12 protein-coding genes, 1 tRNA gene and 1 riboswitch are annotated in these 17,210 nt (G+C 30.0%); of the genes, 10 read left to right on the forward strand and 3 right to left on the reverse strand.

Annotation, left to right across the window (positions count from 1 at the left end):
• Window positions 1–186 precede the first annotated feature (186 nt).
• The 7 genes from ACJDTP_RS09090 (at window position 187) to ACJDTP_RS09120 (ending at window position 8,073) form a co-directional block, all read left to right on the forward strand.
• Window positions 187–963 (forward strand): sulfite exporter TauE/SafE family protein, encoded by a 777-nt coding sequence (locus ACJDTP_RS09090; RefSeq protein ID WP_406760965.1) that lies wholly within the window; start codon window positions 187–189, stop codon window positions 961–963.
• A gap of 35 nt (window positions 964–998) precedes the next feature.
• Window positions 999–1,165: riboswitch (Lysine riboswitch) on the forward strand.
• A 145-nt stretch (window positions 1,166–1,310) separates the two neighbouring features.
• Window positions 1,311–2,180 (forward strand): 4-hydroxy-tetrahydrodipicolinate synthase, encoded by an 870-nt coding sequence (gene dapA, locus ACJDTP_RS09095; protein WP_017212343.1) that lies wholly within the window; start codon window positions 1,311–1,313, stop codon window positions 2,178–2,180.
• A gap of 198 nt (window positions 2,181–2,378) precedes the next feature.
• Window positions 2,379–4,034, forward strand: coding sequence for a SulP family inorganic anion transporter (locus ACJDTP_RS09100; protein WP_406760966.1), 1,656 nt, complete (start codon window positions 2,379–2,381; stop codon window positions 4,032–4,034).
• Between the two features lie 163 nt (window positions 4,035–4,197).
• On the forward strand, window positions 4,198–5,157 hold the full coding sequence (locus tag ACJDTP_RS09105) for a phosphotransferase family protein (RefSeq protein WP_406760967.1): 960 nt from the start codon (window positions 4,198–4,200) through the stop codon (window positions 5,155–5,157).
• A 294-nt stretch (window positions 5,158–5,451) separates the two neighbouring features.
• The gene (locus tag ACJDTP_RS09110) at window positions 5,452–6,696 is read left to right on the forward strand and encodes an ammonium transporter (RefSeq protein ID WP_406760968.1); all 1,245 of its coding nucleotides are present in this window, start codon (window positions 5,452–5,454) and stop codon (window positions 6,694–6,696) included.
• A gap of 152 nt (window positions 6,697–6,848) precedes the next feature.
• Window positions 6,849–7,187 carry a P-II family nitrogen regulator gene (locus ACJDTP_RS09115; RefSeq protein WP_077838511.1) on the forward strand — a complete coding sequence of 113 codons (339 nt, stop codon included), beginning with the start codon at window positions 6,849–6,851 and terminating at the stop codon, window positions 7,185–7,187.
• A gap of 253 nt (window positions 7,188–7,440) precedes the next feature.
• A complete protein-coding gene (locus tag ACJDTP_RS09120) occupies window positions 7,441–8,073 on the forward strand; it encodes an HDIG domain-containing metalloprotein (protein WP_406760969.1) in 633 nt (210 codons plus the stop codon).
• A 490-nt stretch (window positions 8,074–8,563) separates the two neighbouring features.
• Here the strand turns inward: ACJDTP_RS09120 and ACJDTP_RS09125 are convergent, their stop codons facing one another.
• Window positions 8,564–10,690, reverse strand: a complete 2,127-nt coding sequence (locus tag ACJDTP_RS09125) for a sigma-54-dependent transcriptional regulator (RefSeq protein WP_406760970.1) — start codon at window positions 10,688–10,690, stop codon at window positions 8,564–8,566.
• Window positions 10,691–10,962: 272 nt separating this feature from the next.
• Between ACJDTP_RS09125 and ACJDTP_RS09130 the strand changes: the two genes are divergently transcribed.
• Complete coding sequence (locus ACJDTP_RS09130; protein WP_406760971.1) at window positions 10,963–11,475, forward strand: Hsp20/alpha crystallin family protein; 513 nt, start codon at window positions 10,963–10,965, stop codon at window positions 11,473–11,475.
• A gap of 147 nt (window positions 11,476–11,622) precedes the next feature.
• Here the strand turns inward: ACJDTP_RS09130 and ACJDTP_RS09135 are convergent, their stop codons facing one another.
• Both ACJDTP_RS09135 and ACJDTP_RS09140 read right to left on the reverse strand, forming a co-directional pair.
• Window positions 11,623–13,200 (reverse strand): DEAD/DEAH box helicase, encoded by a 1,578-nt coding sequence (locus ACJDTP_RS09135; RefSeq protein WP_264646490.1) that lies wholly within the window; start codon window positions 13,198–13,200, stop codon window positions 11,623–11,625.
• A gap of 223 nt (window positions 13,201–13,423) precedes the next feature.
• A complete protein-coding gene (locus ACJDTP_RS09140) occupies window positions 13,424–14,146 on the reverse strand; it encodes a lysophospholipid acyltransferase family protein (protein WP_103698986.1) in 723 nt (240 codons plus the stop codon).
• Window positions 14,147–14,376: 230 nt separating this feature from the next.
• Here ACJDTP_RS09140 and ACJDTP_RS09145 point away from each other — a divergent pair, with 230 nt between their 5' ends.
• Together ACJDTP_RS09145 and ACJDTP_RS09150 are read left to right on the forward strand one after the other, a co-directional pair.
• The gene (locus tag ACJDTP_RS09145) at window positions 14,377–16,767 is read left to right on the forward strand and encodes a cation-translocating P-type ATPase (protein ID WP_406760972.1); all 2,391 of its coding nucleotides are present in this window, start codon (window positions 14,377–14,379) and stop codon (window positions 16,765–16,767) included.
• Window positions 16,768–17,070: 303 nt separating this feature from the next.
• A tRNA-Arg gene (locus tag ACJDTP_RS09150) sits at window positions 17,071–17,145 on the forward strand.
• Window positions 17,146–17,210 lie beyond the last annotated feature (65 nt).

Consider the following 17,210-nt stretch of genomic DNA (forward strand, 5'->3'; position numbering starts at 1 on the left):
ACAGGAAAGTTAAGGTCTATAGCGCCGATGGTACTGCATGGGAGACTGTGTGGCAGAGTAGGACGTTGCGAGGTAAGCAAAAGATAGTTGTAATAACTATCTTTTTTATTTTAGTTTTATTAAGGTCGTAATAAGTTAATTATTTTTATAGAAGATATAATTAACTTATTGTCGTTAGGAGAGGTTATGTATTCATATAATATAACATTGCTCATCATATGCCCATTAGTATTTTGCGCAGGTTTCGTGGATGCTGTTGCAGGTGGAGGGGGAATAATCTCTTTGCCAGCATATATTTTTGCTGGAATGCCAATACATATGGCATATGGAACCAATAAGTTTGCAAATGGTATTGGAACATTTGCGGCTTCCATAAAATTTTTAAGTAGTGGTAATATAAAAATTAAACCAGCATTAATTTCAGCTATAGGTGCTATTATAGGATCTTGGTTTGGAACGCAATTAGTATTGTTACTGGATGAAAAGTATTTGCAATACTGTCTTATTATCATTTTACCTATTGTTGCAATTTTTCTTTTGTTTAACAGAAGAATTGGAGTAGAAAATAACGAAAAGAAAGTAGAATATAGGAAGTTTTATTTAGTGGCAGGAATAATAGGTTTACTAATAGGAGCTTATGATGGATTTTTTGGTCCGGGAACAGGAACATTTTTAGTTTTAGCTTTCACATCGTTTTTAGGATTCAATCTTATAACTGCGTCTGGTAATGCTAAGATAGTGAATTTGGCATCTAATTTTGCAGCACTAATAGCTTATATATTAAATGGCAAGGTTTTATTTATGATAGGTATACCTGCAGCTATATGTGCTAGTTTAGGAAATTATTTAGGGGCACATTTTGCAATTAAAAGTGGAGCGAAGATTATAAAGCCGATAATAATATTAGTAATAATTATGTTATTTGGCAAAGTGATAGATGCTATTTTATTTACAAGTAGTTAATTAAATGATATAATTTTAATAATATAATAACGAAAACCTAAGGTAGAGGTGCTATTAATAAAGAGTATTTATTATGAGTTGGCAAACGTTGACTAATAAAGAAAGGTATTATAGCCGAAGATTTAGATTATGCAAAAATTTATTTCTGGGTATGCATAAAATATATGCATAACTGTCACGAAAGTGGAGAGCTACAAGGATTTGGTGAAGCTATAGATAATAATGTTATAGTTATGATATTATTATGTTTTAGTTTTGTACAAGTTTTATGCGGTTAACTCTACCCGTTGGTATATATGCTAACGGGTTTTCTTATTTAATAAAATAGATTTGAGGAGTTGGAGAAGTTGGCAAAGGTTGAAGGAGTTCTAGTACCATTATTAACACCATTTAAAGATGGAAAGGTAGATTTTAAATCTTACGAAAGAATGATTAATCATTACGTAGAAGAAGGAGTAAATGGAATTATACCACTTGCAACTACAGGAGAATCACCTACAATACTAGAGAATGAATATGAAGAAATTTTAGAAAAAACTGTTGAATATAATAAGAATAGAGTTCCAGTATACGTAGGATTAGGCGGCAATAATACAAGTGAAGTAATTAAAAAGCTAAAATTAGTAGAAAAGCATAAAGTGAATGGAATACTATCAGTTACACCATATTATTCGAGACCAGATCAAAGAGGTATTTATGAGCACTTTAAAAGTATATCAGAATCAACTGATTTGGATATAGTACTTTATAATATACCATATAGAACTGGAGCTAATATTGAAAATGAAACTGTGCATGTATTATCTCAGTTAAAAAACATAATAGGAATAAAAGACTGCTGTGGAAGCATGAAGCAAACAACTGAACTATTAATGAATCCTCCAAAAGATTTTTCCATCTTAACAGGTGAAGATATGTATTTTTATACGACGCTTATGCTTGGAGGACAAGGCGGAATAATGGCATCAGCACATTTAAATACTAAAGATTTTATTGAGGTATATAACTTAGCTAAGGCTAATGATCATCAAGCTGCACTAAAAAAATGGAATTCTCTATATAAAATGATACCGCTATTATTTTCAGAACCAAATCCAACACCTCTTAAGTACAGCCTAAAGAGACTAGGTATAATAGATTCTGATGAAGTTAGATTGCCATTAATGAATATCACAAAAGGATTAGAAAGTAAGATAGATAAAATATTAAGTATTTAACATAACTGTGATAAAAAAGTATAATTATATTATAGATAATTGTTATAAGTTAAATGAATTGGCTTCAATAAAAAATCACTTTAGATTAATTTCTCTATAAATTCGTCTAGTAATGTAGCAATGACATGGGTATTTTGACTACTTTAAAATTTAGGAGTAAGATAGAGACTGACAAATTTAATAAGGAAGTGATTAGAAATGATGCCTAAGTTCTTTTCTATGATTAAGAACAAGGAAATTACTAGAGAGCAAGTTATGAAGGATATTATAGCTGGCGTTATTGTAGCTGTAATAGCATTACCGTTGTCAATAGCACTTGGAATATCATCGGGAGTATCTCCAGAGAAAGGGCTTACGACAGCAATATTTGCAGGATTTATTATTTCACTCTTAGGTGGAAGTAAAGTTCAAATAGGTGGACCTACAGCGGCTTTTGTCGTTATAATTTATTCTATTATTCAAGAGTATGGTATAGGTGGACTTGTTGTAGCAACGATAATGGCTGGAATTATATTAATAATAATGGGGATTTTAAAGTTTGGTTCATTAATTAAGTACATACCCCAGACAATAACAATAGGATTTACTGCTGGTATAGCAGTAACGCTGGTATCCACTGAAGTCAAAGATTTTTTAGCATTGAACATTGAAAATGTTCCAGCAGAGTTTTTTGCAAAATGGAAAAGTTATCTTACCAATATAGGAACGCTAAATAGGTGGTCGCTAATAATAGGTATAAGCTGTATTTTTATAATGATATTTTGGCCTAAAGTTAGCAAGACAATACCTGGATCAATGATTGCGCTAATTGTCGCTACTATTTTTGTGAAAATATTTAATATACCAGTAGAGACTATAGGAAGTAGGTTTCAAGAGATATCATCAACATTACCAATGCCCATGTTCCCAAAGATAGATATGGATGTAATAAATAAATTGATTGCTCCATCTATTACTATTGCTATACTGGCAGCATTAGAATCACTATTATCAGCAACCGTAGCGGATGGAATGATATCAGATAAGCATGATTCAAATATGGAACTCATAGCTCAAGGTTTAGCTAATATTACATGTGGAATATTTGGTGGAATACCTGCTACAGGTGCGATTGCAAGGACTGCTGCTAATGTAAAATCAAATGGAAGAAGTCCAATATCAGGGATGGTACATTCTATAACATTGTTAGCTACTATGTTAATTTTGATGCCACTTGCAAGGATGATACCAATGTCCGTACTTTCAGCAATTTTGATAATAGTTGCTTATAATATGAGTCAATGGAAAGTGTTTAAATCATTATTAAAGGCACCTAAAAGTGATGTTATTGTATTATTACTTACATTTACATGTACGGTTATATTTGATTTGGTTATAGCAATAGGAATTGGAATGATTATGACTATGTTTTTATTTATGAAGAGAGTATCTGATACTACTGAAATTAGAGATTTGGTAGAGGAGAAGGTTTTCGATAAGGATACTAATACTGTACTAGAAAAAGCAGATGGAAGGATACGCGTATATCAAGTAAATGGTCCGATGTTCTTTGGAGTAGTACATGAGTTTTTTGATAAAATGAAGGAAATTGAATCTTCAGTGGGGGTTGTAATTTTAGACATGAGACATACTCACGCAATAGATGCATCTGCAATAGATGCATTAACTAGATTACTTAAACATTGTAATGAGTTGAATATAAAACTTTGCTTAACACATGTACAAAATCAACCTATGAAAGTACTAGATAAGATGGGGTTTGCAGTTAAAATTGGAGTAAGTCATATATACGAAACTAAAACAGAAGCAATAGAGAAAGCTTATGATTATGTAAAGGAATTAGAAGCATCCTAGTGGATTATTTCCAAGGAAATAGTAAAAATATATTGTTTAGATATTGTCGTAAATTTTAATATTTTACTTAAAAGGAATTGGACTTATAAAGAACTTTTGTTTGAGAATATTTTTATTTAATTTTGATTATAAGCAATAAGCTGAATAAATAAAGAGGTAAGGCATGGAATATAGATGGGAAAGAACATTTCCATTTTTGGAAGTTAGTAGTGCAACGATTAAAAAGTTATTTAAAGGTATATTGAAAGAGTGTGACATTAATAATATTATACCAATAGATTCTGGGTGCAGGACTACAAATTATATTGTTGAATCTAATAATCTAGAAAAAAAATATATATTAAAAATATTTTTTATAAAGGGGCAAGATTATAAGAAAGAAATTAAATTATTAAATTTCTTAAAAAACTCTAAATTCGTACTTGTACCAGAAGCATATAGAGTAAGTGAAGATGAGGATATTGGAAACAGAGAATATGCCATTTATGAATATATTGAGGGACAAACCATAGGGCAAGCTATAAGAGAAGGTTATAGTTTAGAGGATAGTTTTGTTAGAGACGTTGCAAGGGCTTTAGCTAAAATACATAGCTATAAGTTTTCTAAGGTTGGGGCTTTAGATGAATGCTTACATATAAGAGAAGAACTACCACCACTTGTTTCCAGCTATGAAAGCTTCATGGGAGATATAGCTAAGAAGCGTTTAGGAAAAACTATTATAAATAGCATTAATCGTGTGATTAGGGAGAATGAAAAAGCATTAAGAGATTTAGATAAAGATCCTAGGCTTGTTCATGGCGATTTTCAGGGCACTAATATAATAATAAAAAATAAAATACTAGCAGGTATATTAGATTGGGAGCTTGCAATGGCGGGGCACCCTTTAGCAGACATAGGACAGTTCTTTAGATATGAAGAATATTTTAATAGAAATTTAGTTGAGGCATTTGAATATGAGTATAATAAATTTTCAGATTATAAACTTACTCAAAATTGGTATAACATAAGTAAGTTAAGAGATCTCGTAAATTTAATTCAATTAATAGGAACAAATGAGGAAATGCCAATTAAACATGAAAACATAAAAAAAATAATAATTAATACCTTAAGTGTTTTTGATTAGATGTTAAACAAAATTAAATCTCCTTTGAAAAAAATGTTGACAATTTTATATGGAGATAATATACTATCAATAAGAACAATGGTGTTTGAGAAATATAATCGTAAGTATATTTCTCAAGCACCTTTTTTCATTTATAAAAATTATAATTATAATTATAAGAGAATATTAAATTCATTTTTAGATAATGTGCGCAGTTATCTCTCTATTAACAGTTATTTGAAAAAATTTAAGTAATTTCAAGATGTTAATTAGCAATTTATATCTTAAACTTACTATTTTTAAGGGGGATTTTTTATGGAAATTAATTTTGGCGATAGCAGTTTTATATTGATTTGTTCAGCACTTGTACTTTTAATGACACCAGGACTTGCATTCTTTTATGGTGGAATGGTTCGTAGAAAAAACGTTTTAAATACGTTAATGTCTTCATTCTTTATTTGTGGATTAGCATCTGTAATGTGGGTTTTAATAGGCTACTCACTATCATTTGGAGATAATATTGGAGGAGTAATAGGAGGACTTAACTTTTTTGGATTTAATGGAGTAGGTGGAGATCCTTCATCGTATGCACCTACTATACCACATGAGCTTTTTGCAGCATTTCAAATGATGTTTGCAATAATCACTCCGGCTCTTATAACAGGATCTTTAGTAGGAAGAATGAGATTCTCAGCACTATTTATATTCATAGCATTGTGGTCAATTTTAGTATACTACCCACTAGCACATATGGTGTGGGGTTCAGGCGGATTAATAAACTCTTTAGGAGCAGTTGATTTTGCTGGTGGAGATGTAGTTCATATAAGTTCAGGAGTTTCAGGACTTGTAGCTTGTATTGTATTAGGTAAAAGACGTGGATATGGTATGATGTCATATAAGCCACACAATATTCCATTTGTAGTTCTTGGAGCAGCATTACTTTGGTTTGGTTGGTTTGGATTTAATGCAGGTAGTGCATTAAATGCTGGTCCACTTGCAGTTCATGCTTTCATGACAACAAATACTGCGGCAGCGTCAGCACTACTTTCATGGATGCTAATTGAGAAAATAAAACATGGAAAGCCAACAATACTTGGAGCTGCAACAGGAGCAGTTGTAGGATTAGTTGCAATAACACCCGCGGCTGGATTCGTTCCTCTTTGGAGTTCAATTATAATAGGAGCTATAGTATCTCCAATATGTTTCTTCTTCATGACTGCAGTTAAATCTAAATTCGGATATGATGATGCATTAGATGCCTTTGGATGTCATGGAATTGGAGGAGTTTGGGGAGGTATTGCAACAGGTCTATTTGGACAAACAGCAATAAACTCTGTAGCACAATGGAATGGTCTTTTCTTTGGAGATATTAAGCTTTTAATAGCTCAAATAGAAGGTATAGCAATAACAATAGTTTTTGCAGCGGTTATGACATTTATTATCTTGAAAGTTATGAAGTTATTTATGACTATTAGAGTTGAAAGTGCAGAAGAAGCTGATGGTCTTGATGTCGCTGAGCATGGTGAAACAGCATACCCAGCGTTTACTGGATTAGACTAAATATTAATTAATATATCCATGAAACTTTATAGTATTGTGTAATGTATATATTGTAATAAAGTATTTGTATAAAAATTAGTTGTATAATTTTTAGATATATATTGTTAAAATAATATTATACATTATATAGATGATTAGGGAGGAAGTATATTATGAAAAGAGTAGAAGCTATTGTAAGACCTTCGAAGCTTGAAGAAGTTAAAGAAGCATTAAAGAATAAAAATATAAATGGTGTTACTATAAGTCAAGTTATGGGATGCGGACAACAACGTGGCTGGAAGGAATATCATAGGGGTACTGAAATAACAACAAATGTATTACCAAAGATAGAAGTTAAAATAGTTGTAGAAGATGACAAGGTAGAAGACGTAATTGAACTTATTACTTCAATTGCTAGGACTGGTGAAGTTGGAGACGGAAAAATATTTATAATTGATATTGCAGATGCTATAAGAATTAGAACAGGTGAGAGAGGAAATGCAGCTTTATAGAAATAAAGTATTCACCAATTAATATGGAATCTAACTTGCAGTAAGCAATAAGAATAAAATATATAGAAAATAGTAGGTTGATCTGTTTTGATATAGATTTACCTACTATTTCTATATATAAATAATGTATTAATATTGAAAGTAGCTTTTTAAAAACTTTTGAGTTTAATAATTTTGATATTAGATATACTAATATTGTTGAATTAAAATAAAGTTTATTGGTTCAGTAGAAAATGTCTAATAGGAGTATATTATGAATGAAAAAGAAATTTTTTTAAATATTGAGGAGCATTTAATTAGCGATGATAAGCCATCTATTTACTTAGAGAATGCACTAAAAAATCATAATCTTGATAATTATCCATTTTCAATGATAAGTGACTTACGAGATGTTGATCAGAATCCTAAATTTCATCCGGAAGGGAACGTCTTTATACATACAATGATGGTTATTGATCAAGGGGCAGTAAATAGAGAAAGAAGCAGAGATAAAAGAGTATTTATGTGGGCACTTCTATTGCATGATATAGGTAAAAAACCTACTACTAAATTAAGAAAAGGAAGACTAACATCTTATAACCACGACAGTGTAGGAGCTGAAATGGCTAGAGAATTTCTTACATATTTTAATATGGAAGAAAACTTTATAGATGAAGTAAGAGGGCTTGTAAGATGGCATATGCAAAGTTTATTTGTAACTAAAGATATGAAATTTCAAAATATAGGAGACATGCTAAGAGATGTAGATATAAATGAGATTTTCTTAGTTTCTCTTTCAGATAGGTTAGGTAGAGGTAATTTAGATCATATAGAAATAAATAAAACAAAAGAGGAAGTAAGAAAGTTTAAAGAAAAAATAACTGATTTCAAAAGAAAAAATAAATAATCATCTGAATGTAAGTGATTAAATTTGTTAAAAAAATGTAGATTAACTACATTTTTTTATTCTAATCAACTATGTGAGATTGAACACCTGAAGGTAAAAATTGTGTTAATATATGTTCCAACTAGATTACCTATATCCTCACCTGATTTAAATATAACTATGTCTACATTTTTGAGTACCGAAAATCATTTCTGCTGATTTGATAAGCTTTTTTTGAGAAATTTTTATAAATGTCTATAATTAATGAAATCACTACTTTACCACCTTTTAATTACTATTTAGATACTAATATATAGCAATTAACATCCTCATTAGTGTGTCAGAGAACATTGAATACTGTTGAAGGATACAGTTTGATTATATTTAATAAATTGAAATTTTACAAGAGCAATACACTATATAAATATTTTAATACACTTTGTTTTAGGAATAATATATATTCCAGTATTTACAAACTGATTTTGATACTAAATTCAGAATTTACTAAAGTTTAGTATTCGGTAATAACATTATTTGCATATCCTTTAAAATCATTAACTAGATAAGAACAAACAGAGTTTAAATCTGTATTGCAGAGGGAACATGTTCTAACAGCCTCTAGAACTAGTTGTGTTGATACCATATCTAAAATTTTAGTATTAATGTTAGTACGTTCATTTATAACATCACTCAAGCTATTTAATGATCCCATATCTACTAAAAGCAATACTCCTTTGCCTTCATCGGCTATTTTGACTTTTTCAGTAATAACTTGTAACATATCACAAGGCATCATTTCAAGAGGTATATCTACAGCTAAAATATTATCAACATCAAAGAGCTTTCTAGCAACAGCAACCATACTTGTTGCTGTACTCGAGCCATGAGAAGCAACCAATATGCCAACCCTTTCTTGGTGAGCGGATTCTTGTATTGAAGCCAAAAGCAATGCTAGATAATCAACCTCAATTGGAGGAATAGTCATATTATAACGTTTTTGGGTCAACTGATGAATTTCAGCTGCAACATCATATTCTTTATTGTTAATAGATAATTGTAGATCAATATGTGATGAAAAGGAATCATTTTTTTTCTTAATTCTATTAAACAGAGCGCTAAAATGTAGACTTGTTGCATAAATAAATCTTTCATTTAATTTTCTATTTAATCTGGATTCTGCCAGAGCTTTGATCTCTTCAACAAATTCAACAATATCCTTATTAACAATTTTTAATAAGACTTCACGACGATGTGTATCGTTTTTAAGCCTAGAATAGAATTGCTTTAAATGAATATTGATATCAGTAGTTATAAAATCTTTTATATAATCATCGCTCATACCTTCTTCATGAAGAGCAGAAGTTTTATCCTCAATAATGTTATAAATATTAAAAGGTGGTTTATAATCATCAGTTTCTAAGAAAGTTTTATCACCATCGGGTTGAATTGTAATTGTGTTAGGGATTATATCCAATTCTGTTACATTAACCTTTTCTTTATTACTAAAAGTTAAAATTTTGTTTTTTATATTAGATGGGAATAAGTTTAAATTTATATCAATACATTCATCTGTATTAATACAGTTTAAAAATCCTTTTGCACACGCTGATTGGATATTCAATTTAAGCTGTCCAACATTTCCGTAAGATGTACTTCTTATTAAAGCTTCAATAGCTTCAGCTGAAATCTTAATAGTTTTGTTAACTCTTTGGGCTTCATTTGATAACAAATAGTGTATCAACTCAATTTGATCATCAATTGGTCTTTCTTCAAAACTTGGAATAGTTATAGTTATTGGGATTTTTCTTGTGAAAGTATTAAGTAAGGTGGAATTGGGATCTTCCGTTGTGGAACCTATTAATAGTATACTAGCTCTTCGAGTGCTACCTGTTTCGCCAAGTTTATTGTAAGTTCCTGTATCCATGAAGTGAAATACCATTTCTTGAGCTTCATGTGGCAATCTATGTATTTCATCAAGGAGTAAAATGCCTCCATCGGCTCTTGAAACAATACCGTCTGTCTCTTTATCGGCACCTATAAAGGAATCTTTGATGTGTCCAAAAATATATGATAGAAGAAGTTGTGGATTATTAGCATAATCAGCACAATTAAAAACAACGAAAGGAGCATCTTCTGAGAGCTTTTTTATATATTTAGAGTATTCATACATTATGTTAGCAAATAAACTTTTACCAATGCCTGTACCACCAATTATTAATGTATGTAATCCGTTTGGTGGGTACATCAGTGCAGCTTTGGCTTGTTCAATTTGATTTTTTAAACTTGTATTAGCACCAATTAGATAGTTAAAAGGTGACTTATTCTCAATAAATGCATTTGAAGGAGAAGAAAGTAATATATTAATATCTAATATTTCATCTAAGTCTTGAGGTAGCTTTATAGATAGTATATTTTCAAGGCAACTCCTATCAAAATACATAACTGGCCTATTTTTTATTTTAATAATTTTCTTCTCTCTACAGAGAATATTAAGTTCTTTTGAAACATTATTTCTTAGTATATCTAATTCTTCGCCAATTTCTTGGGCGCTAAACCCCTTTTGATCTAAAAATTTATCTTTATTAAAGTTCTTAGAATTTTTTAAAATATAGTTATAAATCTTATCAATGCGCTTCATTATAGTATCCTCCTATATATAATAAATATTGTAATATCTTATATGGAATTAATCAATAGTGTATTGATACAAATTTTAAAAAATTAATACTTTGGAATATGAGCGTATTAAAAAAGCGATGAGATTATATAGCTTAAAAAATTAAGTAATATTTAGAAATGGATACACTAATTAAAGGTTAAAAACACAACTAAAATTAAGATAAATGATTTAAACAAATTGGAAGTTTATAAATATTATATAAGTGTTAAGAAATATATTGGGAGGAAGATATGTTTAAAATTTTTACTTTTGGATTTGATAATGTTTTTAATCCAAACAATATAGAAAAGATAAGTGGAATTATGCATTCATTTTTAGATAACTTTGATATAAATGAATTTGCTAAAAATAATGAAGATATTTCTTCTAGTGAAGGAAATAGAGAAGAATATAATGATTTTATAAAACTTAATCGGTATGATGATATGTATCATCTAATTATAGATCTAAAAGGTATTGATCTTAGAGAATTAAGCATAAGATATGATCCAGGAATATTAGATATAAACCTAAATAGATTAGAAATTAAAAAAAGTGGATTTGGGATATTTTCTAATACTGCTCTTGTTAAGAATGCTTATAATAAAAAATTTAATGATATTGAGGATATAGACACAAATCAGATACTTAAAAGTATTGATAATGGAGTTCTTAGTATAATAATGCAGAAAAAGTATTCGTTAGAAAATACAGCGAATATAATAGATGTGGATTCTTATCAAGATGATGCTGATATACAGTAATGTATAAGGAATAGCATGAAATGTTTTAATGTTATTTTTAGAGTAGTTATTTTTATAATAAAAGCAAAAAAGGGAGGATAAGCTCTAGGCATTATACCTAAATTTAAATCTTCCCTTAAGTAAGAGTATTAAGAATAAAAAGTTTTATTATCTCTTACGCTTATTAGCAACTTCAACATTAACCTTCTTCTTATTAATTTTTCCACCAGGACAATTTTTTAATATTTTAGAAGATATAGACTCATCAACAGTTACAAATGAGAAGTTTTCCATAAGGTCTATTTGACCAATTGCTGAAGCATTAACTTTTGTCATATCTTTAATATAATTAATTAATACTTTTGGAGTCAAACCGTCTCTTTTGCCGACAGAGAAAAATAAACGAACATCTTCTTTTTTTGGCGCTTCTAATTTGTTTGAACTGTAATCAAATACAATTTCATTTTCAAACTTCATTTTCATTAGGGCTGAAATAACTGATACTGCATCATAAGATTCAGTCAATTCTATTGCACTTGGTATAAACTTAGTAAGCTCACCAGCTTTAATAGTACTCTCAACTTCTGACATCATGTCCTTAAATTTTTTATTATTAATTTCTTCTGCAGTTGGAACTGGCTTTTGTGTGATTGAACTTTTAGTAACATTTTGAATTTGTTTAAGCATTGAAAAATCCTTTGGAGTTACTAAAGAATAAGCTGTACCGCTTTTATTTGCTCTACCAGTTCTACCAATTCTGTGAACATATGATTCTACATCTTGAGGTAAATCATAGTTAAATACATGAGTCACACCTTCGACATCTATACCTCTAGCAGCAACATCAGTAGCTATTAATAGATTTAGTGTACCTTCTTTAAATTTATTTAAAGTAGTTAATCTGTGAGCTTGTGTCATATCTCCATGCATACCTTCAACCATATAACCTTTTGATTGTAGCTCTTGTACAAGCTCATCAACACCTCTTTTAGTTCTGCAGAATATTATAGCCGAACTAGGATTATCTAGATCAAGTAACCTACAAAGAGCTTCTAATCTATGCTTATTATTAATCATAAAATAACTTTGCTCAATTTTAGATACAGTTAATGAACTCCTCTTAATACTAACAAGTTTAGCATCTGGTTTCATATACTTTTTAGCCAACTTTGCTATTGGATCAGGCATTGTTGCTGAAAATAACAAAGTTTGTCTTTCAGATGGTGTATGACTAAGAATTTCTTGAATATCATCGATGAATCCCATGTTAAGCATTTCGTCAGCTTCATCTAGTACTAGAAATTCTATACTTTCTAAATGAAGGCATTTTCTTTTTACAAGATCTAATATTCTACCAGGCGTTCCAACGACAATATCGACATCGCCTTTTCTTAGTGCTCTGATTTGTCTTTCGATTGAATCTCCACCATAAACAGCTAGAGTTCCAATTTTCTCATATTTAGAAAGTCTTTGTATCTCCTCATTAACTTGAACAGCAAGTTCTCTTGTTGGTGCTAAAATAAGAGATTTGATTCCCTTATTATCACTCATCTTGGTGATAATTGGTAAGCTGTAAGCTGCAGTTTTTCCGGTACCAGTTTGTGCCTGCCCTATTAAATCAGCGCCACTAAGTGTTACAGGGATACTTTGTTCTTGTATTTGAGATGGTTTTGTAAAACCAAGGTCTGATATTGCCTTAACAATACTCTCTTTAAGACCTAATGTAGCAAATTGATTATCATTCATTAAATATCCTCGTTTCTTTGTTTCAAAATTAGTTATTTTTGTTTCGATAACTTATATTAAAGTTTTATATATAAGTCAAATGAATTTATTATAACACAATAGATAAATTCATGTCAAAAGATATTATAATCTAAATATATTATTAGCAGCATTTAGTATAAAATATACTTAAATTAATGTATAAAAATAAGCTGCCTAATTTAAGGCAACTTGCTTTTTTATATTAGTGTAGCTTGCAAGCACTAGATATGATAGAATGAACGGTTTCAGGCAGCTTTTCTAGCTCGTCTTTATTTAGGGTAGCAACATCTATTAAAGGATGTATTACTAATTCTATATCAGCACTTTTTATTGCGTTATTATTTTCCTCCATGAGTTTATACGTTCCGTTTATAGTCAGTGGAACTATAGGACATTTGGATTTTGTAGCTAATTTGAAGCTTCCACTTTTAAACTCGTCCACAGATTTACCTTTGCTTCTAGTACCCTCTGGAAATATTACCATTGAATAACCAGACTTTAATAAATTAACACCTTCAACTATTGATTCAGCAGATTTTCTTAAGTTATCTCTATCCATAAAAATGCAATTTATATATTTCATCCAAGTACTAATAAGAGGTAGCTTTTCAAGTTCCTTTTTTGCAATAAATCCTTTTGGAATGTCAATGCAGCTTAGAAGCAACGGAATATCAAAGTTACTTTGGTGATTAGATACAAATAATACAGTTTGATCTTTTGGAAGATTATCCAAACCGACAACATTAATTTTTGCACCCGATATTTTCATTATAAATTTTGCCCAAGAATGGCTTACTTTATGAATGAACCATTTTCTTCCTTCAATATCTCCTTTATTAGTTAAGATTTTTATCCTAATTCTATAAATAGATGAAAATATAAGACTTATTATTAATCCGAGATAAAAATAGATAGTTCTTAACATTAAAAATTACACACCCTTAATATATTAATTTTTACACTAATCAGTATAGTATAAAAATTAACATATTGAAAGACTAAATAGATTACATACCTATTAAAAATTCAATAAAATTAATTTAAAATTAAGTAAATAATTAGGGTAAAATAATATTAAAAAATGTATAATATATAAGACAATGATAATTCTATGAAATAGTATAGCAAATAATTTACATAGGCAGGAGAAATTTGATGAATTTAAATAATAATACGTTGAATATGAAGGAGAAAGATGCTGAAGCTATAATTGGTTTAACATCTGAAGAAGTTAAGCAGAGAATTAAAGAAGGAAAAGTGAATCACATTCCGAAAACGCCATCAAGAACTATGCCTCAAATAATAAGAGCTAATTTGTTTACAAGGTTTAATGCAATAAACTTTGTGCTTGCAGCAATAATTATTCTAGCAGGATCACCTAAGAATGCTATATTTGTAGGCGTTATAATAGTAAATACATTAATTGGAGTGATTCAAGAAATTAAAGCTAAGCGCACATTAGAAAAGTTATCAGTCATAAGTTCTGCGCATGCAAAAGTTCTTAGAGATGGTGAAATAAAGGAGATTGCAATAGAAGAAATTGTATTGGATGATGTGATTTATCTAGAAACCGGCATGCAGGTATTGGCGGATGGAGAAGTTTTGCATAGTAACGGATTAGAAATAGATGAGTCTATGTTAACAGGAGAAGCCGATGCAATATCTAAAAATTACAAAGAGACATTGTTATCTGGAAGTTTCGTGGTATCTGGAGAGGGATATGCGATTGTTACAAAAGTAGGTAAAGAAACATATTCATCTACTCTTGCTGAGGAAGCTAAACAATTTAAAATAATAAATTCAGAGCTACAAGCAGCAATAGATAAAATTTTTAGAGTAATAATATGGATTGTACCTCCTTTATCTGCATTATTAATAGTAACTCAACTAAGAATACCAGGGAATACGTGGCAGGATGCATTAATAGGAGCAGTATCAGGAATTGTAGGAATGATACCAGAGGGATTAGTATTACTAACGAGTGCCACATTTATAGTGTCAATTATAAAGCTATCTAAATATGATACTTTAGTTCAAGAACTAAGTGCTACAGAAGTATTAGCAAGAGTTGATGTACTTTGTTTAGATAAGACAGGAACTTTGACTCAAGGAGAGTTAAGATTGTCAGAAGTGAAGAATATTGGTTCTAAAAGTTCTGAAGAGATAGATCATGTATTAGCGGCATTAATAAATAATTTGCCAAGCAATAATCCGACTCAGAAAGCTATATTAGAAAAATATAAGGAATATGATAAGGAAATCAAAGTTTTAGACAAGATTGCCTTCTCATCTAAAAGAAAATGGAGCGGAGCTACTTTTGAAAAGCTTGGGACATGGGTACTTGGTGCACCAGAAATAATATTGGGTAAGGAATACCAGTTAATAGAAGAAATAGTTAAAGAAGAAGCTAGAAAAGGAAAAAGAGTTTTATTACTAGCAAATCTTCATAACAATTTGAATGAAAAATTAGAAGGTAAGGTAGAAAGTGTAGCACTAGTGCTAATTGAGGATATCATAAGAGAAGCAGCACCTGATGTATTAAAGTACTTTGATAGTCAAGGCGTAGTGGTGAAAATTATTTCTGGAGATAGCCCTATTACTGTTTCAGAGGTTGCAAGAAGAGCAGGCTTAAGTGGCTGGGAAAAATATGTGGATGCAAGAGAGTTGCCAGAGGATAATGAAAAATTGAAGGCTTTGATTCAGGAAATAACTGTTTTTGGAAGAGTTACTCCACATCAAAAGAAAAGAATCGTTTTGGCTCTTCAGGAAATGGGGCATACTGTTGCAATGACAGGTGATGGAGTGAATGATGTACTTGCTTTAAAATCATCTGACTGTGGCATTGCAATGGCAAATGGTTCCGATGCAACAAAAGCTGTAGCGCAATTAGTATTAATGAAATCTGATTTCACTGCACTCCCTAAAGTTCTTGAAGAGGGAAGAAAGCAAATTAATAATTTGGAGAGAGTATCAGAATTATTTTTATCCAAAACTGTATTTTGCATAATTCTATCATTTGTATGTTCAATATTATTTATAGAGTATCCAATACTTCCAATACAGTTGTCATTAGTGGGAAGTTGTGCTATAGGAATTCCATCATTCTTTTTGGCGTTATTGCCTAGCACGGGTGGAGTTAAAAAGGGATTTTTAACAAGAATATTAACTGTTAGTATTCCTAACGGGATATTACTTGCTATATTTATACTTATAACATTTATTATATCAATGCAAATGAATCTCCCAATGGATTACAGTAGAACTTTAGCAGTACTAATGTTTTCTGGAATTAGTATGGTGGTATTGCTTAGAGTCGCAAGACCGTTAACTAAGTTTAAAACGATAATGTGTTTATCTATGTTTGGGATAATAGTGTTAGGGTTCTTAACACCAATAGGAAGATATATATTTAGCTTAACTAAAATACAATTAAGTCATTGGCTCATATCGCTAGCAGTAATAATAGCATCCAGTCCTCTGATAACTAAAATTGTAGATATATTTAGAGTTAGAGTTAATAAAAAATTTAAAGTTAAAACAATTTAAAACTATGAAGCTTAAATACATATAGAGGGTATTTAAGCTTTATTTTTACAGTTTTAGCTTAGTATATTCAGGTTTTTTGTTTATTAGTTTATATGGAGCTAGAAGAAGGATAAGTTACAGTATTTACATTTTATCAAGTATTTATGGAAAAATTTATTTTTTGAAAGGTTAGTAATAAGACATTTAATATCTAATATAATTTATTTTTTTATGTAAAAATAAATTATTAATTTGACAATGACAAATAATTGTAATAAAATTTATAAGTACAAATTAAACAAAAAAAGAATATTTAAGTATTATGCTCCTATAGTTAAATGGATAGAACAATCCCCTCCTAAGGGATAGATGTGGGTTCGATTCCCGCTGGGAGTACCAATGTACAAAGAAGAATGGCTTAACTGCAATGGTTAAGCCATTTTTATTTATTAAAAAAGTGACGA

Source organism: Candidatus Clostridium helianthi (assembly GCF_045310795.1).
Lineage (GTDB): Bacteria > Bacillota > Clostridia > Clostridiales > Clostridiaceae > Clostridium > Clostridium helianthi.

Bases quoted from the DNA above. Each gene is read 5' to 3' on its own strand.
- ACJDTP_RS09090 (WP_406760965.1), top strand. From the start codon at position 187: ATGTATTCATATAATATAACATTGCTCATCATATGCCCATTAGTATTT.
- ACJDTP_RS09100 (WP_406760966.1), top strand. From the start codon at position 2,379: ATGATGCCTAAGTTCTTTTCTATGATTAAGAACAAGGAAATTACTAGA.
- ACJDTP_RS09105 (WP_406760967.1), top strand. From the start codon at position 4,198: ATGGAATATAGATGGGAAAGAACATTTCCATTTTTGGAAGTTAGTAGT.
- ACJDTP_RS09110 (WP_406760968.1), top strand. From the start codon at position 5,452: ATGGAAATTAATTTTGGCGATAGCAGTTTTATATTGATTTGTTCAGCA.
- ACJDTP_RS09115 (WP_077838511.1), top strand. From the start codon at position 6,849: ATGAAAAGAGTAGAAGCTATTGTAAGACCTTCGAAGCTTGAAGAAGTT.
- ACJDTP_RS09120 (WP_406760969.1), top strand. From the start codon at position 7,441: ATGAATGAAAAAGAAATTTTTTTAAATATTGAGGAGCATTTAATTAGC.
- ACJDTP_RS09125 (WP_406760970.1), bottom strand. From the start codon at position 10,690: ATGAAGCGCATTGATAAGATTTATAACTATATTTTAAAAAATTCTAAG.
- ACJDTP_RS09130 (WP_406760971.1), top strand. From the start codon at position 10,963: ATGTTTAAAATTTTTACTTTTGGATTTGATAATGTTTTTAATCCAAAC.
- ACJDTP_RS09135 (WP_264646490.1), bottom strand. From the start codon at position 13,200: ATGAATGATAATCAATTTGCTACATTAGGTCTTAAAGAGAGTATTGTT.
- ACJDTP_RS09140 (WP_103698986.1), bottom strand. From the start codon at position 14,146: ATGTTAAGAACTATCTATTTTTATCTCGGATTAATAATAAGTCTTATA.
- ACJDTP_RS09145 (WP_406760972.1), top strand. From the start codon at position 14,377: ATGAATTTAAATAATAATACGTTGAATATGAAGGAGAAAGATGCTGAA.